22 protein-coding genes are annotated in these 26,405 nt (G+C 63.5%); 6 read left to right on the forward strand and 16 right to left on the reverse strand.

Going from position 1 to position 26,405, the window contains the following annotated elements:
• Positions 1-46 precede the first annotated feature (46 nt).
• Positions 47-1,108: a YeiH family protein gene (locus APH34_RS20740; protein WP_054902759.1), complete on the forward strand. Its 1,062-nt coding sequence runs from the start codon at positions 47-49 to the stop codon at positions 1,106-1,108.
• Between the two features lie 192 nt (positions 1,109-1,300).
• Complete coding sequence (ppnN, locus tag APH34_RS20745) at positions 1,301-2,674, forward strand: nucleotide 5'-monophosphate nucleosidase PpnN (protein WP_054902760.1); 1,374 nt, start codon at positions 1,301-1,303, stop codon at positions 2,672-2,674.
• Between the two features lie 60 nt (positions 2,675-2,734).
• Here ppnN and APH34_RS20750 read toward each other — a convergent pair whose 3' ends face one another.
• The 4 genes from APH34_RS20750 to APH34_RS20765 all read right to left on the reverse strand — a co-directional run bounded on the left by APH34_RS20750 (position 2,735) and on the right by APH34_RS20765 (position 9,136).
• Positions 2,735-3,901 (reverse strand): GGDEF domain-containing protein, encoded by a 1,167-nt coding sequence (locus APH34_RS20750; RefSeq protein WP_054902761.1) that lies wholly within the window; start codon positions 3,899-3,901, stop codon positions 2,735-2,737.
• A gap of 119 nt (positions 3,902-4,020) precedes the next feature.
• Entirely contained in the window at positions 4,021-5,334 is a 1,314-nt protein-coding gene (gene pssA, locus APH34_RS20755) for a CDP-diacylglycerol--serine O-phosphatidyltransferase (protein WP_054902796.1), read from the reverse strand.
• A gap of 354 nt (positions 5,335-5,688) precedes the next feature.
• Positions 5,689-7,947, reverse strand: a complete 2,259-nt coding sequence (katG, locus tag APH34_RS20760; protein ID WP_054902762.1) for a catalase/peroxidase HPI — start codon at positions 7,945-7,947, stop codon at positions 5,689-5,691.
• A gap of 310 nt (positions 7,948-8,257) precedes the next feature.
• On the reverse strand, positions 8,258-9,136 hold the full coding sequence (locus tag APH34_RS20765; protein WP_054902763.1) for a DMT family transporter: 879 nt from the start codon (positions 9,134-9,136) through the stop codon (positions 8,258-8,260).
• Positions 9,137-9,363: 227 nt separating this feature from the next.
• Here APH34_RS20765 and APH34_RS20770 point away from each other — a divergent pair, with 227 nt between their 5' ends.
• The gene (locus APH34_RS20770) at positions 9,364-10,188 is read left to right on the forward strand and encodes an aldo/keto reductase (protein ID WP_054902764.1); all 825 of its coding nucleotides are present in this window, start codon (positions 9,364-9,366) and stop codon (positions 10,186-10,188) included.
• 43 nt (positions 10,189-10,231) lie between these two features.
• On the opposite strand, the gene APH34_RS20775 is transcribed toward APH34_RS20770, so the two are convergent.
• The 4 genes from APH34_RS20775 to APH34_RS20790 form a co-directional block, all read right to left on the reverse strand.
• The gene (locus APH34_RS20775) at positions 10,232-12,328 is read right to left on the reverse strand and encodes an EAL domain-containing protein (RefSeq protein ID WP_054902765.1); all 2,097 of its coding nucleotides are present in this window, start codon (positions 12,326-12,328) and stop codon (positions 10,232-10,234) included.
• 125 nt (positions 12,329-12,453) lie between these two features.
• Positions 12,454-12,948: a GNAT family N-acetyltransferase gene (locus APH34_RS20780; protein ID WP_054902766.1), complete on the reverse strand. Its 495-nt coding sequence runs from the start codon at positions 12,946-12,948 to the stop codon at positions 12,454-12,456.
• A 109-nt stretch (positions 12,949-13,057) separates the two neighbouring features.
• Entirely contained in the window at positions 13,058-13,465 is a 408-nt protein-coding gene (locus tag APH34_RS20785; protein WP_054902767.1) for a RidA family protein, read from the reverse strand.
• An 86-nt stretch (positions 13,466-13,551) separates the two neighbouring features.
• Positions 13,552-13,764, reverse strand: coding sequence for a PLDc N-terminal domain-containing protein (locus APH34_RS20790; protein WP_054902768.1), 213 nt, complete (start codon positions 13,762-13,764; stop codon positions 13,552-13,554).
• Positions 13,765-13,952: 188 nt separating this feature from the next.
• Here APH34_RS20790 and APH34_RS20795 point away from each other — a divergent pair, with 188 nt between their 5' ends.
• Entirely contained in the window at positions 13,953-14,960 is a 1,008-nt protein-coding gene (locus APH34_RS20795; protein WP_054902769.1) for a GlxA family transcriptional regulator, read from the forward strand.
• A gap of 7 nt (positions 14,961-14,967) precedes the next feature.
• Here the strand turns inward: APH34_RS20795 and APH34_RS20800 are convergent, their stop codons facing one another.
• From APH34_RS20800 to APH34_RS20810, 3 genes are all read right to left on the reverse strand, one after another.
• Positions 14,968-15,639, reverse strand: coding sequence for a TetR/AcrR family transcriptional regulator (locus APH34_RS20800; protein WP_054902770.1), 672 nt, complete (start codon positions 15,637-15,639; stop codon positions 14,968-14,970).
• A 140-nt stretch (positions 15,640-15,779) separates the two neighbouring features.
• The gene (locus APH34_RS20805; protein ID WP_054902771.1) at positions 15,780-16,325 is read right to left on the reverse strand and encodes a GNAT family N-acetyltransferase; all 546 of its coding nucleotides are present in this window, start codon (positions 16,323-16,325) and stop codon (positions 15,780-15,782) included.
• A gap of 109 nt (positions 16,326-16,434) precedes the next feature.
• The gene (locus APH34_RS20810; protein WP_054902772.1) at positions 16,435-17,190 is read right to left on the reverse strand and encodes a CatB-related O-acetyltransferase; all 756 of its coding nucleotides are present in this window, start codon (positions 17,188-17,190) and stop codon (positions 16,435-16,437) included.
• Positions 17,191-17,360: 170 nt separating this feature from the next.
• On the opposite strand from APH34_RS20810, the gene APH34_RS20815 reads away from it, so the two are divergent.
• Entirely contained in the window at positions 17,361-17,609 is a 249-nt protein-coding gene (locus APH34_RS20815) for a CsbD family protein (RefSeq protein ID WP_054902773.1), read from the forward strand.
• 70 nt (positions 17,610-17,679) lie between these two features.
• Here the strand turns inward: APH34_RS20815 and quiC are convergent, their stop codons facing one another.
• The gene (gene quiC / locus APH34_RS20820) at positions 17,680-19,587 is read right to left on the reverse strand and encodes a 3-dehydroshikimate dehydratase QuiC (protein WP_054902774.1); all 1,908 of its coding nucleotides are present in this window, start codon (positions 19,585-19,587) and stop codon (positions 17,680-17,682) included.
• 527 nt (positions 19,588-20,114) lie between these two features.
• Here quiC and APH34_RS20825 point away from each other — a divergent pair.
• Entirely contained in the window at positions 20,115-21,488 is a 1,374-nt protein-coding gene (locus APH34_RS20825; protein ID WP_054902775.1) for an MFS transporter, read from the forward strand.
• 35 nt (positions 21,489-21,523) lie between these two features.
• Here the strand turns inward: APH34_RS20825 and APH34_RS20830 are convergent, their stop codons facing one another.
• From APH34_RS20830 to APH34_RS20845, 4 genes are all read right to left on the reverse strand, one after another.
• Entirely contained in the window at positions 21,524-22,936 is a 1,413-nt protein-coding gene (locus tag APH34_RS20830; RefSeq protein ID WP_054902776.1) for a DOPA decarboxylase, read from the reverse strand.
• 182 nt (positions 22,937-23,118) lie between these two features.
• Positions 23,119-24,063, reverse strand: a complete 945-nt coding sequence (locus APH34_RS20835; RefSeq protein ID WP_054902777.1) for a LysR family transcriptional regulator — start codon at positions 24,061-24,063, stop codon at positions 23,119-23,121.
• Positions 24,064-24,196: 133 nt separating this feature from the next.
• Entirely contained in the window at positions 24,197-24,907 is a 711-nt protein-coding gene (locus tag APH34_RS20840; RefSeq protein WP_054902778.1) for a YebC/PmpR family DNA-binding transcriptional regulator, read from the reverse strand.
• 95 nt (positions 24,908-25,002) lie between these two features.
• Positions 25,003-26,394, reverse strand: coding sequence for an FAD-dependent oxidoreductase (locus APH34_RS20845; protein ID WP_054902779.1), 1,392 nt, complete (start codon positions 26,392-26,394; stop codon positions 25,003-25,005).
• Positions 26,395-26,405: the final 11 nt, after the last annotated feature.

A 26,405-nucleotide genomic window follows, 5' to 3' on the forward strand; every position in this document is an offset into this window, starting at 1 on the left:
CCGAATTAACGTAGGCCTTGTCGAAACACCTTCCCGGAGGACTCACATGGCCACGGTTCCGTCCCACCCTGCCTTCACGCCTACCCTCTCTACCCGAGGGCGGCTCAATGGCATCCTGTTCGTCGCGCTGTTCGCACTCGCGGTCACTCAACTGGCGGCACTGCCTGCCATCGCCCACCTGGGCATCAGCCCATTGATCGTCGGCATCGTGGCGGGTGCCTTGTATGGCAACGCGCTGCGTGATGGGGTGCCGGCAAGCTGGGCGGCGGGCATCAACTTCTCTGCCCGTGGCCTGCTGCGCATCGCGGTGGCCTTCTTTGGCCTGCGGGTCAGCCTGCAGGAAATCGCCGAAGTGGGCTGGTCGGGGCTCACCGTTTCGCTGCTGGTAGTGAGCAGCACCCTGCTGATCGGCCTGTGGTGCGGCATGAAGGTGTTCAAGCTGGACCGCGACACCGCCCTGCTGACCGCTGCCGGTAGCGCGATCTGTGGCGCTGCAGCGGTACTTGCCTTTGAATCGGCCCTGCGCAGTGCACCGCACAAGAGCGCCATGGCCGTCGGCAGTGTGGTGCTGTTCGGCACTTTGTCGATGTTCCTTTACCCCCTGGCGATCAACGCCGGCTGGCTGCACCTGGACACCCTGGGCGCCGGCCTGTTCCTGGGTGGAACCGTTCATGAAGTGGCCCAGGTGGTGGGCGCCGCGAGCAACGTCAGCCCCGAGGCCACTCACATCGCCACCATCGTCAAGATGACCCGGGTGATGTTGCTGGTGCCGGTGCTGCTGGTGGTAGGTGTATGGATCAGCCGTGTGCGCCGGCCCGGCCAGGCACAAGGCAATGGCCGCATCGCCATGCCTTGGTTCGCCTTCGGCTTCCTCGGCTTGGTGCTGGTGAACTCGCTGCAGGTATTGCCGGGCAGCGTGACCCAGGCAATCAACAGCCTCGACACCTTTGCCCTGACCATGGCCATGACTGCGCTGGGCATGGAAACCCGCTTGAGCCAGATCCGCCAGGCCGGGCCGCGGGCCCTGGCGACCGGGGCGCTGCTCAACCTGTGGCTGCTCGGTGGCGGGCTGGCCATCACACTGGGCGTGCAGAAAGTGTTCGGATGACCAGGCCGGATCAGTTTCGCTCTCTTTGCGGGTAGACCTGCCCCGAACCAGCGGGAACCTGTGGGGGTGGGCCTGCCCGCGAAGAGAGCGACCCAGGCCTTAGGCTTTTTCCATCCCCCCCTCGTTGCCGCGCACATTTGTCGGTATGGTGGTGTCAAAGAAGGATGTTTTACCTGCACAGGAAAGACTTAGATGCCCCAACGCAATGTCATCAATGCATCCGTCAGCCCCAAAGGCAGCCTGGAGACGCTGTCGCAACGTGAAGTCCAGCAACTGAGCGAAGTCGGTACCGGTAGCCTCTACACCCTGTTCCGCCAGTGCGCCCTGGCCATCCTCAACACCGGCGCCCATGTCGACAATGCCAAGACCATCCTCGAGGCTTATCAGGACTTCGAGGTACGCATCCATCAGCAGGACCGTGGCGTGCGCCTGGAGCTGCTGAACGCTCCGGCCGATGCCTTCGTCGATGGCGAAATGATCGCCAGCACCCGCGAAATGCTGTTCAGCGCCCTGCGCGATATCGTCTACACCGAAAGCGAGCTGGCCAGCCAGCGGATCGACCTGGAAAGCTCCCAAGGGATCACCGACTACGTCTTCCACCTGCTGCGCAATGCGCGCACCCTGCGCCCGGGCGTGGAGCCGAAAATGGTGGTGTGCTGGGGTGGCCACTCGATCAGCACCGAGGAATACCAGTACACCAAGAAGGTCGGCCACGAGCTGGGCCTGCGTAAACTGGACGTGTGCACCGGCTGCGGCCCAGGCGTCATGAAAGGCCCGATGAAGGGTGCAACCATCGCCCACGCCAAGCAACGCATGCATGGCAGCCGTTACCTGGGCCTGACCGAACCGGGTATCATCGCCGCTGAAGCGCCCAACCCCATCGTCAACGAACTGGTGATCCTGCCAGACATCGAAAAGCGCCTTGAGGCCTTCGTACGTGTCGGCCATGGCATCATCATCTTCCCTGGCGGTGCCGGCACGGCCGAGGAGTTTCTCTACCTGCTCGGCATCCTCATGCACCCGGACAACCAGGGCCTGCCCTTCCCGGTCATCCTTACCGGGCCACGCAGCGCCGAACCGTTCCTGCTGCAGTTGCACGCCTTCGTCGGCGCCACCCTTGGCGAGGCTGCGCAGCGCCACTACCAGATCATCATCGATGACCCAGCCGAAGTGGCCCGGCACATGGTCGAGGGGCTCAAGGAGGTCAAGCAGTTCCGCCGCGAGCGCAACGATGCCTTCCACTTCAACTGGCTGCTGAAGATCGACGAAGGCTTCCAGCATCCTTTCGACCCGACCCATGCCAACATGGCCGAACTGGCCCTGCGCCGCGAACTGCCGGCCCATGAACTGGCCGCCAACCTGCGCCGGGCGTTTTCCGGGATCGTTGCCGGTAACGTCAAGGACAAGGGCATACGCCTGATCGAAGAGCACGGGCCGTACCAGATCCGCGGTGACAGTGCGGTGCTGGAGCCACTCGGCCGCCTGTTGCAGGCGTTTGTCGACCAGCACCGGATGAAACTGCCCGGCGGCGCGGCGTATGTGCCCTGCTACCAGGTAGTGGCTTGACGGCGAAGCCCGTCTTGCGGCCCAACCGCCGGCTTGCCGGTGATGGGGCCTGATCGTCCGCTACCTGACAGGGCTGAACGCTGTGCGATCAACCAGGCGAATGCTGTCGCGTCCGCCGCGCTTGGACTGATACAACGCCACATCCCCCTGCTCGATCAACGCCGCCAAGCTGGCCGGTGGTTGGTCGAACAGGTTGGCGCCGATGCTCAAGGTCACCGCCTGCGGTGTCGGCATGGCCTGTTCGGCAAACTGTTGAAACTGGCCCCGTAACACACCGCCCAGTTCCACCACCCGTTCGCTGCTGGCATCGCCGAACAGGATGACGAACTCATCGCCCCCCAACCGCGCTGCCAGCGCACGTTCCGGCAACACCGCACGGATCATTTCGCTGAGCGCCACCAGCAAACGGTCACCGGCGGCGTGGCCATGCAGGTCATTGACCAGCTTGAAGTTATCGATGTCGATCAGCAGCAACGCCCCTGGCCGCGCCGGGCTAACCTCCTTGAACAGGTGCGTGGCCCGCACTTCCAGGGCGCGGCGGTTGTACAGGGCAGTCAACGGATCGCGCGCGGCCAGCCGGGCAATCCGTTCTTCACGGCGGTAGCGCACGGTGCCGGTCATCGACAGGGCAATCAGCATGATCGCCATGGCCCCTTCGACCAGGGATATCTGGATGATCAGGCCACTGAACGTCGCCAGGTCTATCAGCGTGCCGGGGGTTATCGCGATGGCAGCCTTGGCTATGTAGAACACCCCATGAATGAGCAAGACATACCGCAACTGCACAGCCCCCACGCTCAGCGACCGGCCATGGGGGCGCAGCAACCAGCAGGCCTTGAGCGTGAGCAGCGCCACCAGCAGCGAATTGGCCATCAGCATGACCTTCGACCACTGCGGCCCGACAGGCAGGAACAGCAAGGCACACCACACAACCACAAGTAACAGCCAGGCGCGCGACAGACGGGCCTGGGTAAAGCGCACAACGCCCATCAGGAACAGCGCGTGCGCCACCACCAGCAAGCCGTTGGCAAACCAGATACCGATCAGCAACAGGCCGATGCCCCGCAGCAGCGCCAGGGTCGAACCGACGGTGATGGTGGCAAATCCCGCGCTCCAGAACAGCAGTGATGCGTCGCGGACGCTGCGCCACTCGATCGCCAGGTACAGTGCAGCGGCGGCCGCCAGGGCGATGGTGATGGTCAGCATCGTGGGTGGATCAAGCGCCATGAATGAATTGGCCTATCTGGTTAATATGGGAAGCGCCAGATTGTATTCCTTTGGTATGACTTTTCAGAGGGGCCGGTCACCCATGAGCACCCAAATGAATGTAACCGGTAGCACCTGCCTCAAAGCACCCGCTTGATCAGCGGCGCCAACCGGCTGTAACGCAAGCGACGCAATAGTTTGCGCACTTGCGCAGGGTGCTCGGCCTTCAGGCCCAGCGCTTGCGCCGCCGCGATCTTCGGCGCGTGCCGGCGTATGCTCTCCAGCTCCCTGTCCCGGGGCACCCGCCACTGCCCCTGCGGATCGTCGATCAGCAACCCGTTCTCCAGGTCCAGATTGAACCCGCGTGGGTTGAGGTTGTTACCGGTCAGCAGTGAGTAGCGTTGGTCGACCCACACGCCTTTGGCATGAAAGGTATGCCCAGGGTCGTTCCAGATCCGCACCACCAACTGCCCGCTGGCTAGGGCGGCGTGGCGACGCTGGGCGAAAGCCCGCAGGTTGTCCTCGTAGAGGTAAGGCAGCGCGCCACTGGCGCTGAACGGTTCACCGGGGGCGATGTAGAAGTCGTTGGCGGTGCGGTCGCCAACGATCAACTCCACCTGCACACCGCGCGCCAGGGCTTGGTCGAGCTCACGCAACACCACCCGTGGAGGGTTGAAGTAAGGAGTGCTGATGATTATCTGCCCACGGGCTGCCGCCAGTAGCGCGCAAAGCGCACGGTTGAGCGGGTTGCCACGCCCCACGCCCAGCAGCGGGACGACCCGCAGGCCCTGCCCTGGTACCGCCGCCGGCGCGTCATACGCCATGCGCCGCAGCCGTGCACGTAGGCGGCGGATATCGCCGCGCAGGCTGCGGGTGGCGGGTGGCTCCGGCAGGTCGAGGCGCGGCGTGGCAGTGGAGTGCAGCAGGCGCCGGACCAGGTCGACCATGGCATCGGCCAGCGCGGGCGATTGGAACAGGTGATAACGGTCCAGGCGGTAACGGTCGAAGCGGTGCAGGTAGACATTGTTGAGGCTGGCACCGGTATACAGCACGCAATCATCGATCACGCTGCCTTTGAGGTGCAGCACACCGAACAATTCGCGGGTCTGCACCGGCACACCATGAATGACCACATCCAGCCCGCGCAGTTGGCGCTGCGCCTGATACCAGGCGGCGTTGCCCGGTTGCCGCCCAGCCCCCAGCAGGCCACGCCGGGCCCGGAACCAGTCGACCACGACGACGATTTCCAGCCCCGGCCGCGCCGCCTTGGCCTGGTACAGGGCATCGAGGACCTCCTGCCCGGCCTCATCCTCCTGCAGGTACAACGCAACGATGACGATGCGCCGCGTCGCCGACGCGATCCGCTCGAGCAGGCAGGTGCGATAAGCCGCAGCATCGGGCAATAGCTGGATCGCTTCAGGCGCGATGGCGAAACCTGGCAATGCCGCCAGCATGGATTCGGGGTTCACGTACGTTCACCTTCTGTCTGCAATCGGGTCCATTCCTGGCCGCCATGCCCGGATGTAAGATCAGCCGGGCAACGACCCATAACAACAAGAAACATGCGAGGCCCGTTTTTCTCACTGCCCCCGACGCATTACGCCTCAGGACATTCAGGCGCTGCAAGAGCACTTCCCCGGTATCGTCATTTCCATATCCAACCTGGAAGTGGCGGGATGGCCCCAGGCGCTGCTTTGCAGCCCAATCGCAGCACAAAGGCCGCTCCCACAAGGCTGTGTCACATTCAGCCTGTGGAAGCGGCCTTTGTGCCGCGACTGGGGTGCAAAGCGCCCCCGTTAGTTACGCCCCTATTTCAGATCAAACCTGTCCAGCTCCATGACTTTCACCCAGGCCGCAACGAAGTCCTTGACGAACTTGTCCTTGCCATCGCTGCTGCCATACACCTCGCTCAACGCCCGCAGTTGGGCATGGGAGCCGAACACCAAATCAACACGGCTGGCCGTCCATTTTACCTGCCCGGTCTTGCGATCACGTCCTTCGAAGGTTTCGTTGTCACCCGAGGTCGGTTTCCACTCCACGCCCATGTCCAGCAGGTTGCGGAAGAAGTCATTGCTCAGCTTTCCAGGCTGGTCGGTGAACACCCCGTGCTTGCTGCCACCGTGGTTGGCACCCAGTACGCGCAGGCCACCGACCAGTACGGTCAACTCCGGCGCGGTAAGGGTCAGCAATTGGGCTTTGTCCAGCAGTAGCTTCTCAGCCTTGACGCTGTACCGTGCCTTGGTGAAGTTGCGCAAACCGTCAGCCAATGGCTCCAGCACCGCGAACGACTCGACATCGGTCTGCGCCTGCGAGGCATCGACGCGGCCCGGATGGAACGCCACGCTGCCGGTGTATCCGGCCTCTTTGGCGGCCTTTTCCACCGCGGCAGTACCGGCCAGCACGATCAGGTCGGCCAGTGACACCTTCTTGCCGCCGTTGTTGAACTCGCCCTGGATCTTCTCCAGCGCCGCCAGCACCTTGTCCACGCCCTGGTTTGCAGGCCAGTCCTTCTGCGGCGCCAGACGCAGGCGCGCACCATTGGCACCCCCGCGCTTGTCCGAGCCGCGGAAGGTCGAGGCTGCCGCCCAGGCGGCGGAAACCAGTTCACCCACGCTCAAGCCCGAGGCGAGTATCTTGGCTTTCAGCTCAGCAATGTCCTGGTCGCCCACCAACGCGTGATCCACCTTGGGCAGGGGGTCCTGCCACAGCAATTCTTCGTTGGGCAGCTCTGGGCCGAGGTAACGGGCCAGCGGCCCCATGTCGCGGTGGATCAGCTTGTACCAGGCGCGGGCAAAAGCGTCCGCCAACTGGTCGGGATTGTCCTTGAAGCGGCGGGCGATCGGCTCGTAAATCGGGTCGAACCGCAGGGCCAGGTCAGAGGTCAGCATCGACGGAGCATGTTTTTTGCTCGGGTCATGAGCGTCCGGCACGGTGCCTGCCCCTTTGCCCTCTTTCGGCCGCCACTGGTGGGCACCTGCCGGGCTTTTGGTCAGTTCCCAGTCGAAGTTGAACAGGTTGTTGAGGTATTCGTTGCTCCAGCGGGTCGGGGTGGACGTCCAGGTTACCTCCAGGCCGCTGGTGATGGTGTCGGCCCCCTTGCCGGTGCCGAACTTGTTGGGCCAGCCAAGGCCTTGCAGCTCCAGTGGCGCGGCTTCCGGTTCGGCGCCGACGTTGTCGGCCGGGCCGGCACCGTGGGTCTTGCCGAAGGCATGGCCGCCGGCGATCAACGCCACGGTTTCTTCGTCGTTCATGGCCATGCGGCCGAAGGTGTCGCGGATATCCTTGGCCGATTTAACCGGGTCTGGCTCGCCTTCCGGGCCTTCCGGGTTGACGTAGATGAGCCCCATCTGCACCGCGGCCAGCGGGTTTTCCAGGTTGCGTTCGCCCGACAGGTCGCGGCTTTGTTCCTCAGGATGCTTGGCAGGCTCGGCCACCAGGTCACCCTGGCCAGGTGGTTGGGCCTTGAGCTGCTCTTTGCCGTAGCGGGTGTCGCCACCGAGCCAGACCTTTTCCGAGCCCCAGTACACGTCCTCGTCCGGCTCCCACACGTCCGCGCGGCCACCGGAGAAGCCGAAGGTCTTGAAGCCCATGGATTCCAGCGCGACGTTGCCAGTGAGCACGATCAGGTCGGCCCAGGAAATCTTGTTGCCGTACTTCTGCTTGATTGGCCACAGCAAGCGCCGTGCCTTGTCCAGGCTGACGTTGTCAGGCCAGCTGTTGAGCGGGGCAAAGCGCTGCTGGCCAGAACCCGCGCCACCGCGGCCGTCACCGATGCGGTAGGTACCGGCACTGTGCCAGGCCATGCGGATGAACAGCGGGCCATAGTGGCCGAAGTCGGCCGGCCACCAGTCCTGGGAGTCGGTCATCAGGGCGGTCAGGTCTTGCTTGAGGGCCTGGAAGTCGAGGCTTTTGAACGCCTTGGCGTAGTCGAAGTCCGAGTCCATAGGGTCAGACTTCGCGGTGTGTTGATGAAGAATTCTGAGGTTGAGCTGGTCAGGCCACCAGTCACGGTTGGTGGTGCCGCCACCTGCGGTTTGATGGAACGGGCATTTCGATTCGTTCGACATCTGCTGTTACCTTTGGGTCGGTTATCCAGATTTCCGGTCTATGCCAGGTGTTCTTTCAGCCGAGCACATGGGCTCATGCCTACCCCTTCATCAGGTCGTGTCGGTCACGTACCGACACGGGCTTGCGACGCTGCAATGGGCGGGCGACGCGGCCTTGCACACAGGTGCTCAGGCGCCGCCCACACGCGCAATTCGCGGGGCCACGGTCAAGACTAGTCGAGCTTGGGCAGACTTCTAATAGAGTGGCTATTGGAGGGTAATAGGTTGGCTCTGTCAGGGGGCTTGGGTGCCGACCCGTTCACCGGTGGCCTCACGTTCTGCGCTGCATCCAGGCGGCCCCCAGACCGCTCAGGCAAATGATGGCAATCCCCAACAGGCTCGCGCTGTCCGGTACTTGGCGGTAGATCAGCAGGCCCAACAAGCCGGCAAACACGATCTGGCAGTAACTGAACGGCGCCAGCAACGCCGGGGCCGCATGGCGGAAGGCCTGGGTCAGCAGCAGGTGCGCGCTCATGCCAAAACCGCCCAGGGCCAGCATCAGCAACGCATGGTCCCAGCGCGGGACTTGCCAGAAGAACGGCACCAGCGCACTCATCACCAAGGTGTTGCACAGGCCGGCGTAGAAGTTGCTGGTTGTGGGGCTGTCATGGGCCGCAAGCATGCGTGTGAGCAATTGATAAAAGCAGAAACCCAGCGCCGAACCGAACGGGTACAGGATGGCCGGTGTGAACATTTCGCCGCCAGGGTGCACCACCACCAGCACCCCGACGAAGCCCAGCACCACCGCCACCCACTGGCCGACCGTTACCCGCTCCTTGAGCAGCGGCGCCGACAACGCGGTGACCAGCACCGGCGCAAGGAAGTTGACCGCTGTCGCCTCGGCCAGTGGCAGGTATTGCAAACCGGTGGTGAACAGCAAGCTGGTACTGAGCAGGCTCAATGCGCGCAGGGTCTGCAGCAATGGGCGCCGGGTGCGCAGCACGTTGAGGCCGGCCCTGGGCAGAAAGATCCCGGCCATCAGTAAGGTATGCACCAGGTAACGTGCCCACACCACCATGATGATCGGGTAGAGCCCGCCCAGAAACTTGGACAACGCGTCGTGGCTGGCGAACAGGAACGTTGCCACCACCACCAGGACGATACCGCGCAGCGGTTGGTTGACTCCGGACAGCGGTGTGCTGGAACTCATGGCGTACTCGACGGCGGCGCGGCGGCATGCTGCGCCAGGTGAAGGCGGGCAGAACAGCAAGGATTCTAGAAGAGAGACGCCTGCTTGAGGAAGCTCAATTAACGAGTTGGTTCAAAGGCCTGTGCTTTCCGTTCGCTGATCGACCACTTTCTGTGGTGCGCGCATGGTTAGGGGGTGGCGAAAAGCGCACCATCGGCTACGGACCCATACCTGAACAAGGAGTTTTCATGCATAGGCTCACCACCCGCAACGGCCTCGACCTGCCCCGCATCGGCCTGGGCACCTGGCCGATGATCGGTGCCGAGTGCACCCGCGCAGTCCATCAGGCACTGGACCTGGGCTACCGGCACATCGACACTGCTAGCGCCTACGACAACGAAACCGCCGTCGGCCAGGCACTGCGCGACAGCAGCGTGCCACGCGAACAGATTCACCTGACCACCAAGGTCTGGTGGGACCGCCTGGACCCCGCTGCCATGCGCCAGTCCCTGGAGAACAGCTTGCGCGCCCTGGGTACCGAACAGGTCGACCTGTTCCACATCCACTGGCCAGGTAAAGACTGGGACCTGGCTCGCAGCATCGAAACCCTGACCGCCTTGCGCGAGGAAGGCAAGGCTCGACACATCGGTGTGGCCAACTTCCCGCTCGGCCTGCTGCGTCAGGTGATCGAGGCACTGGGCGCGCCGCTGTCGGCGATTCAGGTCGAATACCACGTGCTGCTCGGCCAGCAACCGCTGCTCGACTATGCCCGCCAGCACGATGTGCTGCTGACGGCCTACACCCCGCTGGCGCGCGGGCGCGCGGCGCAACAACCGGTGATTCAGGACATCGCGCACAAGCACGGCGTGCTACCGAGCCAGGTGGCGTTGAAATGGCTGCTGGATCAGGATGGCGTGGCGGTGATCCCCAAGGCCAGCAGCCGGGAGAACCAGCTGAGCAACCTGGCGGCGCTCGAGGTCCGGCTTGACGATCAAGACCGGGCGCGCATTGCCGGGTTGCCAAAGGATCAACGGGTGGTGAACCCGGACTTTGCGCCAGCCTGGAACAGCTGAGCACAGGGCCGCCCTGCGGCCCTTTCGTAACACAAGGCTGCGCCTACAAGGGCATGCTCACTTGCTTCAACCGCTCCCCCGCAGGCACCGGTCGCCCATACAGATAACCCTGGAAGTGCGAGCACCCCTCCGCGGCCAGCCGCTGCATCTGCTCCTCGGACTCCACACCCTCGGCTGTGGTCTTGATCATCAGGCTGTTGGACAGCTCGGTGATCGCGCGGATGATCGACATCGCCTCACGGCTGTCACACATGTCATGCACGAACGACTTGTCGATCTTGATCCGGTCGAACGGGAACGAGCGCAGGTAGCCCAGCGACGAATAGCCGGTGCCAAAGTCATCCAGCGAAATCGATACCCCCAGGTCTTTCAGCGCTCGCAAGGTCCGCACATTTTCTTCGCTGTTGCCCAGCAGCACCGACTCGGTGATTTCCAGCTCCAGGCGCTGTGGCGCCAGGCCCGAATCGGCCAGGGCAAGGGAAACGGTATGGACCAGGTTGGCATTTTTGAACTGCACCGGCGACAGGTTCACCGACACCGTCTGCTCACTGTCCCAGCTGGCCGCCTCCTGGCACGCCAGGTTCAGCGCGCGGATGCCGAGTTCGTGGATCAGCCCGGTTTCCTCGGCGATGGGGATGAAGTCCATGGGCATGACCATGCCGCGGGTCGGGTGCTCCCAACGCAACAGCGCTTCGTAGCCGGTTACGCTGCTGGTCTGCTGGTCCACCACCGGCTGGTAGTGCAGGTGCAGTTGGCCCAGGTGCAACGCGGTTCGCAAGTCGGTTTCCACCAGCCGACGCTGGCGCGCGGCAACATCCAGCTCGACGTGGAAGCACTCGTACCGGTTGCGACCATTGCGCTTGGCCTCGTACAGGGCCATGTCGGCATAGCCGAGCAGTTGCTCGGCCTGTTCGTTGTCGTCCGGCGCCAGCGCGATACCGATGCTCACGCCAACAGAAAACTGGTGGCCCTCGATCTGGAACGGTGGGCAGATCGCGTCGATCAGCCGTTGCGCGGTGTTACAGGCGGCGTCGCGGCTTTCCAGGCCGGTCAGCACCACGGCGAACTCGTCCCCACCCAACCGAGCCAGGGTATCGTGCTCGCGCAGTTCGCGGCGCAGGCGCTTGCCCAGCGCGCGTAGCAGCTTGTCACCGAAGGCGTGGCCAAGGGAGTCGTTGATGTTCTTGAAGTTGTCCAGGTCCAGGCACAGGGCAGCGGTCAGCCTGTCACTCTCGTGACCACGGACCAGCGCTTGCTTGAGGCGCTCGTTGAACAGCGTACGGTTGGGCAGCCCGGTAAGCGCGTCGTGGTGGGCCATATGGTGGATCTGCGCGTGGGCAGCCAGCTCTTCGGTGGCGTCTTCGGCCACGAACAGCACATAGTCGGCCTGGCCCTCGCGGTTCTGGCTGAGCAGCGCGCGGCTGCGCAGTGTGCGTGGTCCACACGCGGTGTCGACCCGGGTTTCGGCCGCATAACCTTTGGCATTGCGAGCCCCACGGCTGAGCTGCTGTTCCAGGTAATTGGCGGCGGCCGGTGCTAGGCATTCGCCGGGCAGTTGGCCAATCATGCTACTGCCGCGCCCGCCGAACAGGCGTTCGGCCTGCTGATTGGCCAGCAGGATACGCCGGCTTTGCAAGTCCTGAACAATGACACTGGCGGGAATGTTGGCGATGACCGAATCGAGGAACTGCGAGAGGTTGCTCATCTCCTGGCTGTACTGCTCGGCCAGCTCCTTGGCCTGTAGCAACTCCAGCTCCTGCTTGCGCCGTTCGGAAATGTCCCGGGTTACCTTGGCGAAACCCACCAGCCGGCCGCTGTCATCGTGCACCGCATCGATCACCACGTGGGCTTGAAAGGCCGTACCGTCCTTGCGCAGGCGCGCGCCGATCTCCTCGAAGCGGCCGGTGCTGCGTGCCTGCTCCAGGTTCTGCTCGGGCAGCCCGGCGGCGCGTTCATCCTCGCTATAGAACAGCGAGTAGTGCTTGCCGACGATTTCCTCGGCAAGGTAACCCTTGGCCCGCTGGGCGCCGGGGTTCCAGTTGGCGACAATACCGTCGGGAGTGAGCAGGTAGATGGCATAGTCCACCACGCTCTGGATCAACAGCCGGTACATGATGTCGGGGCTTGCGACTAACGACATGGAATTTACCTGAACCTGCGACGCGCACGAAAGGAACCCCAACCCAGAGCGGGCGGGTCTTGATTGATAGGTGCTGGCATTATGCCGCGTGAGCGGATTTTGTGAAGTGGTTCACAAAATTTTGCTCAATGCAGCGCAGAGGTGACTCGGTAGGTGAGCAGGTCGGGATCATCGGCCACCACGATTTGCTGGACTGGCCGCAGTAGATCCGCCACAACCGCCTTGCAGAAGGCGACGGCTGTAGGATCCAGGGCATAGCAGCGCAGCAGCCAGTCCCCCGGCCCGTGCAACAGCTGGTGGGCCACGGCGCGCCCGATGCCCTGGCGGCGATAGCGTTTGAGGATGAACAGGTCGGCCAGCTCACTGGCGTCCATACCCGGCAGCTCGCTGCGCTCGACCAGCACGAAACCGGCGATGAACCCGTCCACCAGCACGAGGTTGGCGCTCCAGCCTACGGATTGCCAGTAGCGCTGCAAGTGCTCCTCGTGGATGTAGAAGCGGCCGTCCACCTCGACGTCCTCCTGCTCCCAGTCGGAAGACTCGTAGGCGTAGAACTGGTAGAGGTTGCGGATCAGTTCGGCCTGGTCAGCGGTGGTTGGCAGCAATTCGATGGGTAGCATGGGTAGGCTCGGGTAAATGAGTGATTCTAAGCCGTCTGGGTTGCTCGTCACGACCCTTTCATGGGCAACTCCGCGACACCTCAGTATTGCCACCCTCCCCTATTAGGGGTCATCCAATTGCCGCAACAGCCTCGATCTCGACCAGCATCCCGTCCAGCGCCAGCCGCGGTACCGGTATCAGCGTGCAGGTCGGCTTCATATGCCCACCCCAGGCCCGATCCGCCTCAGCCACCCACTGGCGCAGGCGTTCTTCACTGTGATCGACGATCAGCAAGGTAAGCTTGCACACCTGGTCGAGCCTGGCGCCCCTGGAGGCCAAGGCCGTCTCGACATTGGCCAATGCCTGGCGCGCCTGTTCGGCAAACACCGGCGATAACCGGCCTGTCGCATCTTCCCCGCCCTGGCCGGCAATGAACAACAAGCGGCTGCCGGCCTGCACCTGGGCAACATGGGAATAGGCATTGGCACTGGGGTCGTACAGGCCATGTGGGTTGGACAGTTCGAAAGGGTGGGTCATGGGGCGCTCCAAGTTAGGGTGAGCGCCCGAGTCTGGGACCTTGAGTTAGGTCGAGGTCAAGGGCTGGAGGTTAAGCAAAACCAGGCTCATTTCTCTTGCAGGACCGACCGGCCTTTCACGGCACGCGGCCCGCGCCAGGCCCAGACAAGCAACCCTGGAACCGGTGCATAGACGACGAAGACGACCCACAGCATCTTGCGCTCGGCGCGCCGGTCACTGCCGATGATGTGCCAGAGGGCGAAGATTTCCAGCAGGATGACCACAGCCGCGACAATGATCCAGATCGTTCCGATTTCCATGAGCACTCTCCCGTTGGCATGTACTGAGTTGGGTCGCAAACAGCGCCGAGGGTTCATTCGGATTTGCAACCCGCTCCAAGGCCCAGTTGCCTGCATACGACGTCGAATACCCCATGCCCACCCGGGCGATTGTCTTTACCGCAGCCAGCGGCCACACTCACCCGGCCAGCCAGGAAGCGGAGTCCAGAGTGCCCACCCCACGCCAGTTCAGCAAGAAGACCAGCACCAGCAACATGCTGCGGCTCAAGTCCGCCGCCGGTGACCCGCAGGCGCCCTACCGCGTCGATTTCGTTCTGCTCGAGCACTTTTCCATGGCCAGTTTTACCGTGGCCATGGACGTGCTGGTAACGGCCAACCTGCTGCGCGCCGACAGCTTCCGTTTTACCCCGCTGTCGTTGGACGGCGACCGGGTACTGAGCGACCTGGGGCTGGAACTGGTGGCCACGGAACTGGCCGTCGACGCATTGAAACAGCTCGACCTGCTGATTATCTGCGGCGGCCTGCGCACGCCACTCAAATACCCGGAACTCGACCGCCTGCTGGACGAATGCGCGGCCCAGGGCATGGCGTTGGGCGGGCTGTGGAATGGCAGCTGGTTCCTCGGCCGCGCCGGCGTGCTCGATGACTACGGCTGCAGCATCCATCCCGAGCAGCGCGCCAGCCTGTCCGAGCGCAGCCCGCAGACGCGCATCACTCCGGCCAGCTTCACCCTCGACCGCGACCGCCTCAGCGCCGCCAGCCCCAATGGCGCCATGGAACTGATGCTCGGGCTGGTTCGTCGGCTATACGGCGATGGCCTGGCTGAAGGCGTGGAGGAAATACTGTCATTTTCCGGCGCCCGTTATCGCCAGGTCGGCCCCGGGGCGAAGAAGTCCATGAGCCTGCACCTGCGCACCATCGTCGAACTGATGGAAAACAACCTCGAGGAAACCCTCAGCCTCGATCAGCTCGCCGCCTACAGCGGCCGCTCCCGCCGGCAGATCGACCGGCTGTTCCAGGCCCAGCTGGGCACCTCGCCACGGCGCTACTACATGGAGCTGCGCATCACCAAGAGCCGCCGCCTGCTGCAGTATTCCGACCTGTCGGTGATGGAAGTGGCAGTGGCCTGCGGTTTTGTCTCGGTGTCGCACTTCAGCAAGTGCTACGCGGCGTACTTTGGCTACCCGCCGTCACGCGAGCAACGGCTGGGCGAATGAGCGGCGCTCAAGCCTGGATGTAGCGCATCACTGCGTCGCAGATCATGGCCTTGTGGCGCAGCTTGACCTGCTCGTCGGCCAGGTCGATCTGGAAGATGTCGCCGAAGGTGTGACGGTTCGACACCCGATAGAAGCAGAACGAGCTCATCAGCATGTGCAGGTCGAGGACCTCGATGCCTGCGCGGAACACACCCGCTTCCACGCCACGCTGCAAGGTCCGGTTCAAGGCCTGGAGCACCAGGCTGCTCATCTCGCGGATGGCCGGGGTTTTCTTGACGTACTCGCCGTAATGGATGTTCTCGGTGCAGACCATGCGCACGAAATCGACATTGTGGTCGTGGTGGTCGAACGTGAACTCGGCCAGCCGGCGAATGGCCTGCTCGGGCGGCAACGACTCCAGGTCCAGGCTCTGCTCGGTCTTGCGGATGTCGCCGTAGAGCTTGATCAAGCATTCGACGTACAACTGCTCCTTGCTGCCGAAGTAGTAGTAGATCATGCGCTTGGAGGTGGCCGTTCGCTCGGCAATGGCATCCACCCGCGCGCCGGCCAGGCCTTGCTGGACGAACTCGTTGATGGCGACCTGGAGGATGTCCTCGCGGGTTTTCTCGGGGTTGTTCTTGCGCGACTTGCGTGTCCCTTCGATCTCGGGCTGGCCGAGGGGGGCTTCGGGATGGCTCATAGCTGCTCACGGGGTGTTTATTGGGATTTGGGGGGATTATCCGTGAGTGGGGGTGCGGGGGGAAGCGCGCTGTTGGTCGAGTGGTCAGCGGCGCGGCGCATTGGCCCGCATCGCCCTATGCAGGGGCCTGCAGCCAGGTTTTACACGGTGCCGAGCCATTCGCTGCGTGTCAGCTCCCAGATCTCGAGCTGCATAGGCCCACAGACAAAATGCCCGTCTCGCACGCCTACCCTGCGCATCCCCTCGCGCTCCGATACTTTGCGCGAAGCATCGTTATCGACGGCTTTGGGCACCTGCATGAGCGGGCGCGCCAGGGTCTGAAACCAGTAGGTGTTGATGACCTCGCATGCCTCACGCATGTAACCCTTGCCCCACCACTGGGGCGCGAGCCAGAAGCCTCTGTTGTTCCCGGCTTGCTCGTACAGGCTGATACTTCCGATGCTGCGTTGGGGGTTGTCGATGGTGCGAATCATCCAGTGCCATTCGCGGCCCGCCGCCATGGCAGGCAAGGCAATATCGCGCACATACACCAGCGCCCCATCGTCCGGATACGGCCAGGGCACACGACGGTCGAGATAGCGGACAACCTCCCATTGCGGGAACAATTCCTGTATCTCGGGGGCATCCTCCAACTGCAGCGGGGTGAGGACAAGGCGTTTTGTATACAGGGTCGGTAGGCATTCCATAGCATCATTCCTGAGCACGCGCTGTGGTGGAGTGTGGATCCTCTGCCAATTAACCGATCAAGTCGAGCGTTCCTGGCTGAGTGAGTTGTGCCTACCTGCACCGTGCGGGCTATTTGGCACCTGCTGCCTGCGACAGCTTGCCAGGCCCTGAACTGGCGATACCAACCTCGGTCACGCTGCGCCGATTCACTCTCAGCGTTGTATAACGGGCGGGCTGCGTGGCGTTGAGCTTTTCAATCGAGGCGAGAAACGCCAGCGGGCTATCAAGGGGAAGTGCCTTGAGCGTGGCCATGTCCAGCTCCCACCAGCGGCTGTCCAGCAGCCGGCTGATCACGTCTTCGGGGTGGCGATAACGTATGATCTTTGCCGGGTTTCCGCCGACAATGGCGTAGGGCGGTACATCACGGGTCACCAGTGCCCGGGTGCCCACAATAGCGCCTGTGCCGACCTTCACGCCTTCCAGGATGGTCGCCCCCTCCCCCATCCACACATCATGGCCAATGGTCGCAAAGGACTGGTCAGGCCGATAGGTCAGGTGGTTGTTTTCATATTGGAAGGGGTGCGAACTGACCCAGTTGGACGGGTGAGTGTTCTTCTCCTGCCCAATCACGCAACCGGACCCTATCGAGCAGAACCGGCCTATCGAAGACACCAGCGAAAGCCTTGAATGGCTTCGGATGTAGGTGTGGGCACCAATGCTCACACGTGTGGACTCGATGTGTATGTGGCCCAGTTGGACGAAGGCTTCAATATCCGCTTCGGCAACTTTATTGAAGGTCTTTGAGCCACCCGCGATCTTGCCGCCTAACTGTCTGATGCGTTTTTTATACTGTGATTCTTTTATTGACTGGATCAGATTGAACATGCACAGCGATCTCTACGACTTTTGCAGAGTGTACCAAGCGGGTTGGCAAAAATCTTGACGCCCTAGGGCCACGCAAAACCGCAGACAACCCGTTGGAACTATTCCAGCAGCCGTGCCCCCTAACCCTGTGCGATATGCCCATTGCCAATCAAAGGAAGGTGTTATCAATCATGAAACGTGAACAGATCGAAGGGGTTGCACAGAAAGTGGCAGGCAAGGCACAGAGTGCGGCAGGCCAGTTTCTTGAAGATCCGGCCATGGAAGCCGAGGGTGATGTGCGCCAGGCATCAGGACAGCTCACCCAGACCTATGGTGACGCGCTGAACAATGTATCTGCATTTGTGAGAGAAAAACCGCTGACTGCACTGGCGGTCGGCGCAGCCATCACGCTGGTCGTCAGCCGCCTGCTCCGGCGCTGACGGCTGCCAGGAGCGGCCCTGGCGTGCATCGCAAGGGCCGTTCCTGCACCCGACAGGCCGGACGCGCTGCTCACAGCACCGGTTTGCGCGCCACCCCGCTACGCCGCTTGGCCATCGCTGCCAGGCGCACTGCAACGTTGGCCGCCCCATACCCCGCATAGCCCCCCTTGCGCTGGATGATCTCGAAGAAGAAACGGTCCTCGAACGCCTCGGTATACACGTGGAACAGCTCGCCCCCGTGGGCATCGCGGTCGTACAGCACGTTGTAGTAGGCCAGTTCGCTGAGAAACTCGTCGTCGAAATCGAACCGCGCCGCCAGGTCGTCGTAATAATTCAGCGGTATCTCCAGCAGCGGCACACCGGCGTCCTTGGCGCGGGCCACTTCACGGAAAATATCCTCACAATCGAAAGCGATGTGGTGCACGCCAGAACCGCGATAGCTGGACAGCGCATGGGCGATGGCGGTGTTGCGGTTTTCCGAGATGTTCAGCGGCAGGCGCAGGCTCCCGCATTGGCTGCGCAGGGCGCGGCTCTTGACCAGGCCGTAGGGGTCGGGCAGCACCACCTCGTCATCGGCGGCGAAGTCGAACAGGCTCTTGTAGAACAGGACCCAGCTGTCCAGCGCCTCGGCCGGCAGGGCCAAGGCCATGTGATCGATGCGCTGCAGGCCGCCGGTGGTCGTGACGGCCTGGTCCAGAAGAAAGTCGGTATCGTACAGCGACGGGCCTTCCTTGCCCTGCTCCACCAGGTAGATCAGGCTGCCATCCGGGGCGCGCACGGCAGGGACCTCACATTCATTGGGGCCGACCAAGCCGCGAAACGGCTGGCCCCGGAAGTCGGTAGCGCGTTGCAGCGCCGCGTGCTCGTCCTTGACCCGCAGCGCGGTGGCGCACAATGACGGGCCATGGGCTTCGAAGAAGTTGTGGCCAAACGAGTAAGGTTCGGCGTTGAGCACGATATTGATGTCGTTCTGGCGCAGCAGGCGCACGTCCTTGCTACGGTGCTTGCCAGCTTCGGTAAAGCCCAGGCGTTTGAGCCAACTGCCCAGACGCGCGCCGACCGCTTCGTCGACGGCAAACTCAAGGAATTCCACTGCGTCGTAACCACTGGCGGCGGGCGGAGCGAACAGCACGCCCGGCTCGAGGGCCGTGCCTTCCTGTTGCAGGCGCAAGCGGGTCTGTTCCTCCAGGTACAACAGCGAACGCAGGCCATCGGCGGCATTTTGCCTGGGCGGCGCGGCGCGAAAACCGTCGTTGAAGATCTCCAGCGACAACGGGCCACGGTAGCCGGTGGCGAGGATGGGCGCGAGGAAGCCCGCCAGGTCCATCTCGCCCTGCCCTGGGAAGCAACGGAAGTGACGACTCCACTCCAGCACGTCCATGGCCAGGATCGGCGCATCGGCCATCTGCACGAAGAAGATCTTGTCACCGGGGATCCCGCGAATCGCAGCAGGGTCGTCCTTGAGCGACAGGGTGTGGAAGCTGTCGAGGATCACCCCCAGCGCCGGGTGGTCAGCCTGGCGCACCAGGTTCCACACCTGTTGGTACGTGTTGACGTGGCGGCCCCAGGCCAGGGCCTCATAACCGATGCGCAGGCCGCGCTGGCCGGCATGCTCGGCCAGCAGGCGCAGGTCGTCCACCAGCAATTGCTCATCGCCCAGCGCGTCGGCCTGCACGTTGCTGCACACCAGCACCAGGTCGGTGCCCAGCTCTTGCATCAGGTCGAACTTGCGCTCGGCACGGTCGAGGTTCTTCTGCAGGCGGTCGCGGCGGCAGCCTTCAAAATCGCGGAACGGCTGGAACAAGGTAATGGCGATGCCGAGGTCGGCGCACATCTGCCGTACTTCACGGGGGCTACCGGCGTAGTAGAGCAGATCGTTCTCGAAGATCTCGACGCCGTCAAAACCGGCGGCGGCGATGGCTTCGAGCTTTTCCGGCAAGGTGCCGCTCAAGGACACGGTGGCTATCGAACGCTGCATGGTGAATTCCTTGTTAGGGGCTACGGGGCTGGCAGGTCGTGGTGCGTCTGTACCCGCCGCTACGCGGGTTGGCTGGCAATGCACCTTCTGACTGCTTGGCACCCTCGATTATTCGCAGGTAAAGTCACCCTATCAATGACTTTGTACGGAATGGTTAGTTTTGCGTTCGATTACCGAACAAAACCCGTTTCTACGAATTGATTCAGCGCAACCCGTGGGCAACCATGAAAACCAGACGCAGGCATACCGACCGCCACCGCCTGGCCCTGCCGGCAGTTCGGTGCAGCCCGCGCTGACAAGCCCAACGCACAACATAATAAGTTCAATAAAACGGGTACCGACCTATGCACACTTCGCTCGCCTTGTACCGCGCACCTGCTCGTTCGCTCTCCTGCTGCCCCCGACGCCACCTGCGATCGTCCGCCCTTTGAAAGCGCACCCAGACTCCCGATAGCGACTGCACAACCACTGGCCGCAGCCGGACGGCGCCAGCAGTGCGGCGACCAACAAGAACAACGGAGACAACGATGGCCCACTCAAGCTCTCAAGCCAAGAAAGCGACCGCCAGCGGATGGATAGGCTCGGCACTCGAGTACTACGACTTTTTCATCTATGCCCAGGCGGCGGCACTGATCTTCCCGCAGATCTTCTTCCCCAACACCGACCCGAAGATGGCCATCATTGCCTCGCTGGCCACCTACGGGGTGGGCTACCTGGCCCGCCCGGTCGGCGCCTTCGTGCTTGGCCATTGGGGCGACACCCGTGGTCGCAAGAACGTGCTGCTGCTGTGCATGTTCCTGATGGGCCTGTCGACCATGGCCGTGGGCCTGTTGCCGACTTATCACGACATTGGCCTGCTCGCCCCGGCGATGCTGGTGGTGCTGCGGCTGATCCAAGGTTTCGCCGTTGCCGGTGAGATTTCCGGGGCCAGTTCGATGATCATGGAGCACGCACCGTTCGGTCGACGCGGCTACTACGCCAGTTTCACCCTGCAGGGCGTGCAGGCTGGCCAGGTATTGGCGGCGGCCGTGTTCCTGCCACTGGCCTACTTCATGCCAAGCGAGGCGTTCAACGAGTGGGGCTGGCGCATCCCGTTCCTGATGAGTTCGGTGGTGCTGATTGCCGGTTTCATCATCCGCAAGGAAGTGCATGAAACCCCAGCGTTCGTGAAGGAAGAGCAGCAGGACAAAGTCGCCAAGTCGCCCATCAGCGAGGCCTTCCGCCATAGCTGGAAGCACATGGTGCTGGTGATGTTCATGGCCCTGATGAACGTGATTCCGGTGGTCGCGACCATCTTCGGCGCCGCGTATGCGGTGCAGCCTGCCTACGGCATCGGCTTCGACAAGAGCGTGTACCTGTGGATCCCGGTGGTGGGCAACATCGTCGCGGTACTGGTGATCCCGTTCGTGGGCAACCTCTCTGACAAGATTGGCCGTCGCCCGACCATGATCGCTGGCTGCCTGGGCTCAGGGCTGCTGGCGTTCGTCTACCTGTATGCGATCAGCATTCAGAACGTACCCCTGGCCTTCGCCGCCTCCATCGTCATGTGGGGCATGGTGTACCAGGGCTACAACGCGGTATTTCCAAGCTTCTACCCTGAGCTGTTCCACACCCGCTACCGCGTGTCGGCCATGGCCATCGCACAGAACATCGGCACCATGCTGACGGCCATGCTGCCTGCACTGTTCGCCCTGGTGGCACCGCCAGGTTCGCAAAACATTCCGCTGGTGGTGGGTGGGCTGGCATTCCTTATTACCTGCGTGTGTGCCCTGGCTGCGTACATCGCGCCAGAAACCCATCGCCTGGCGATGGAAGACCTGGGCAATCCGCAGGCCAAGCCTATGGAAAAAGAGGCCTTTGAAGCCAGCCGCAAGGGGAGCTTTCAGGCAGTGAGCCACTGACAGATCGCCGGGGCCGCACAGCGGCCCCGGCACGTTCAGCCGTTAACCACTGCCCGCAACTGCTGCCACAGCGCTTCCACATGCTCACGCTCCGTTGGCAGCGCCCCCACCGACACCCGCACCATCCAGCGCCCATTCAAAGTCGCCGGGGTTACATACGCCTCACCGGACGCGTTGAGCCGCTCGGCCCAGGCCTTGGTATGCGCATCCAGCGCCTCCCCTTCCAGCCCCGCCGGCCGATGCTGGATGCACAAGGTCTGCAACTGAACTGGCGCCAACAGGGCCCAGTCCGGCGTTGCCTCGACCTGTTCAGCCAGCCAACGGGCATTGTCCAGGTCACGCCGCAAGCGTTGTTGCAACGCCTCTACCCCTTCGCTACGCAACATGAACCACAGCTTCAAAGCGCGGAACCGGCGACCCAGTGGGATACCCCAGTCGCGCAGGTTCTTCACCTCGCCATCGACCGCCGATTGCAGGTAGCTGGGGTTGGTGCTCATCACCCGGATCAGGTGCTGCGGGTCGCGCACGTAGTAGATCGAGCAGTCGAACGCCACGCCCAGCCATTTGTGGGCGTTGACCACCACAGAATCGGCCAGTTCGATGCCGTCCCACATCCAGCGGCACTCGGGCAGGATCATCGCAGAGCCGGCCATGGCCGAGTCAACGTGCAGCCACAAACCCTTGGCCTGGGCGATTTCGCCGATCGGACGCAGCGGGTCCAGCGCCGTGGTCGTCGTGGTGCCGGTGGTGGCGACCACCGCACAGGGCTGGTTGCCGGCGGCAATGTCCTGCTCGATGGCCACCTGCAAGGCCTCCGGACGCATGGCGAACTGCTCGTCGGTGGCAATCAGGCGGATGTTGGCGCGGCCGAAGCCCGCCAGCAAGGCAGCCTTGTCCACCGAGCTATGGGCGTGGGCGCTGACATAGACGATCAGTGGCTTGGCTTCGGCCTGCAAGCCACCGCGCACCAAGGCGTAATCGGTGGCACGCTCGCGGGCGCAAATCAAGGCGACCAGGGTGCTGGTAGAGGCCGTGTCCTGGATCACCCCGCTCCACTGCGCCGACAGGCCTAGCAACTGGCGCAGCCAGTCGAGGGTGGTTTCCTCCAGCTCACTCAGCGCCGGGCTGGACTGCCACGACAGGCCCAGCACGCCCAGGCCGGTGCTGAGGAAGTCGCCGAGCACCGACGACAAGGTGCCATTGGACGGGAAGTAGCCATAGAAGTCCGGGTGTTGCCAATGCGACAAGCCAGGCATCACCAACTGGTTGACGTCATCGAGGATCGCGTCGAACGGCTCGCCCTGCTGCGGGGCAGCTACAGGCAAGGCGGCTTTCAGGTAGCCGGGTTCGACCTGGGCCATGACCGGGCGCTCGCCGACGGTTTGGCGGTAGTCGGCGATCAGGTCGATCAGTTGGTGGCCGTACTGGCGGAATTGTTCTGGGGTCACGCGCGGTCTCCTGTGGGCTCATGGGTGCTCGTGCTGGCCCAATCGCCGGCAGCCGGCGCCCACAGGGGCTGGCATTGCCCAAGATCGGTGGAGGCCCCGCGAGAGGGGCCGGCACAGACACCCTAATGCTCACAGTCTAGGCCGCTGCAGCCTGGCGAATAACCCCGCTTCGCGCATACCTGCTATGGCAAATCCGCATGCCCACCCTGCACGCCGAACTGCGACTGGCGCCACAACTCGAACACGCGGTTGCGCAACCAGCGATGCTCAGCCGATGCCTGCAAGCGCTGGTGCCACACCACCCAGTAGCGCTGGGTGTGGTCGACGAACCCCAGCGGCCGCCAGGCCAGGCCGTGCAGGCGGCTCAACTGACGGGCAATGTGCTCGGGCACGGTGGCCAGCGCCTGGCTGTTGCCGATCACCTGCACGGTGGCCGAGAAGAACGGCACTTCCAGGCTCACCCGCCGCTGCAGCCCTTGGCCGCGCAGGTGGCGGTCGATGAAGCTGTCCTTGTCACCCCCGCCAGAGATGCGCACATGCTTGAACGCCAGGTAATCGTCCTGGTTCAACGCTGCGCAGGCCGTCAGCGGATGATCCTGACGCATCAGGCACACCGCGCGGTCCTCGCCCAGCAGGCGACCATGCAGGTTGGGCGGCGACTCGTCGAACAGTGTGGTGGCCAGGTCGATCTCGCCACTGGCGAGCAAGGCGTATTGGCCGGCCTGCCAGGTGCGGTACTCGATGCTCACGCCGGGGGCCTCCTGCTCCAGCGCGGCCACCAACCGTGGCAGCATGTGCTCGGCGACATAGTCCGAAGCGGCCAGGCAGAAGCGCCGCTCGCAGCGCGCAGGGTCGAAGGAAGCAGGCTGGCGCAAGGCCTGGAGCTCCTCGAGGACCTGGCGCAGGGGTTCGACCAGCGCTTCGGCGTACTCGCTGAGCACGTAGCCACGGCCTTGGCGCACCAGCAACGGGTCGTCGAAGGCTTCGCGCAGGTGAGCCAGCTGCCGGCTCAGGGCTGACTGGCTGACGCCCAGCCGTTCGGCAGCGTGGCTGAGGTTCTTGAGCTGAAGCAGACAGTCAAGGGTACGCAGGTGGGCGAGGCTGAGGGAGGCGAAGGTCGGGTTCATGCAGGCTCCCTGGTTGCATTCACCGGCCCGATCGCCAACAAGCCGGCCCCGCCACTACGCCACACGCCTGAAGGCCTGTGCCATAGCCGCGCAGCCGGCTTGCCGGCGTTCGGGCCGCAAAGCGGCCCTGGTTTCAGTCGGTCAGGCCGACATAGACGTTTTGCACGTCGTCATTCTCGTCGATCGCTTCAAGAAACGCTTCAACCTCGGCCAACGCCTCGGCGCTCAGGCTGCCAGCGCTCACGGGGTTCTTCGGGGTATAGCCGATCTTCGCCGAAGTGACGGTAAAACCATGGTCTGGCAGGGCCTTCTGTACCGCGTCCAGGTCGGTTGTGTCGGTGATGAACAGGGTCGAGCCCTCTTCTTCACCTTCTTCGAAGTCCTGCGCACCGGCTTCGATGGCCGCCATTTCGGGGTCGGCGTCACCGTTGGGCGTCGCCTCGACCAGGCCTACGTGGTTGAAATCCCACGCCACCGAGCCGCTGGCACCCAGCTGGCCTTTGCGGAACAGCACGCGGATCTGCGCAACGGTGCGGTTGACGTTATCGGTTAGGCACTCGACGATCAGCGGCACCTGGTGCGGCGCGAACCCTTCGTAGCTCACCGCATGGTACTGCACCGCATCACCGTCCAGGCCGGCACCCTTGCGGATCGCGCGTTCCAAGGTTTCGCGGGTCATCGAGGCCTTCTTGGCCTGCTCGATGGCCAGGCGCAGGCGCGGGTTCATGTCCGGGTCGGCGCCAGATTTGGCGGCGATCTGAATTTCCTTGGACAGCTTGCCCATGATCCTGCCTTTGGCGTTGGCCGCGGCTTCTTTATGTTTGGCTTTCCACTGTGCGCCCATGTCGACTCTCTTGTTTCAGCGGCCGGTTCAGGAAGCGACCGGCCAAAAAGTGGGAGCAGTTTATACGCCCTCGCCCCCCTGTTCGACAAGAAATCTCACGCTTTGTCGGCCTTGCCCGCCGCCGCTGCGAACCGCGCCAGCCGCACATCCAGGTGGCGTGGCCGCACCCCACGGTCCTCGGCCCGCTCCTTGCGGCGGATGGCGTTGCGCACCACCAGCGAGCCGAGGTAGCGGATCGGCTCCGGCGGGAACCAGCCCAGCGGGCCTTTGACCAAGGGCGAGCGGGTCCACGGGTTGTCCAGCCCCAGGGCCAGCGACGAGAGAATCTGCCCGCCCATGTGGCACGGCCCGACGCCGCTGCCGGAGTAACCGAAGCCATAGAACACGTTGCTTTGCCCGTCCAGCCGGCCGAAGAACGGCAGCCCGGTCACCGAGCGGTCCGACGGGCCATTCCAGCTGGCCGCCAGTGGCACTTCGGCCAAGGCGGGGAAAAACTCGCCCAGGCTTTCGCGCAGCAGCGGCTGGTACGGCGAGGGCTGGTCGAATACCGGCAGCATGCGCCCACCATAGGCAAAGGTGTTGCCGCCCTTGCCCAGCATCAGGCGACCGTCGCTGGTGTTGTGGTAGTAATGCACGAAAATGCGCGAATCGAGGACGCTGACGCCCGTGTTCAGACCAATTTCGCCCAGCAACTCGGGGCACGGCTCGGTGATGACCATGTCGCTGGAGACGATCGCCACGCTGCGTTCGAACTGCGGGAAGGCCCGCGCCATCCAGGCATTGAGCCCCAACACCACGCGGTCAGCACGCACTGTGCCATGGGCTGTGCGTACCTGCACCGGGCTGCCATGTGCCAGGCCGGTCATGGCCGTGCCTTCATGGATGCGCACCCCGCGCTGCAGGGCCACACGGCGCAGGCCGCGCACCAGCCGGCCCGGCTGCACGGTGGCGGCGGCCGGCGAGAACCAGCCTTCCAGGTGCCGCGCAGAGCCTGCCAGGCGCTGCACCTGGTCCAGCGCCAGGCGCTCGAACGAATTGATCCCCTTGCGTTCCAGCGCAGCGATTACCGCATCGGTGGCGCCGACCTGGGCCTGGTTGGTGGCGGTGTACAAGGTGCCGTCCAGGCGGTAGTCACAGTCGATGCCGTTGGCGGCACAGAACGCACCGATGGCACCGATGCTGCGCTCCGACTCACGGACCAGGCGCACCGCCTCGGCCGCACCGAACAGGCGCTCAAGGGTGAAGTACTTGGCCGACCAGGACAACGCGCATCCGCCGTTACGCCCACTGGCACCCGCACCGCAGATGTCCGCCTCGAGCAGCAGCACATCCAGCGCCGGTACCGCTTCCTTGAGCATCAGTGCAGTCCACAGCCCGGTATAGCCGCCGCCGACGATGCACACGTCACAACGGGCATCGCCTTGCAGCGGCGGGCATGCCGCATCCTGCGCTGAATCCAAAGCCTGTTGCAGCCAGAAGGGTCTCATTCGCTCGCTTT

This window comes from Pseudomonas sp. NBRC 111131 (genome assembly GCF_001320525.1).
GTDB lineage: Bacteria > Pseudomonadota > Gammaproteobacteria > Pseudomonadales > Pseudomonadaceae > Aquipseudomonas > Aquipseudomonas ceruminis.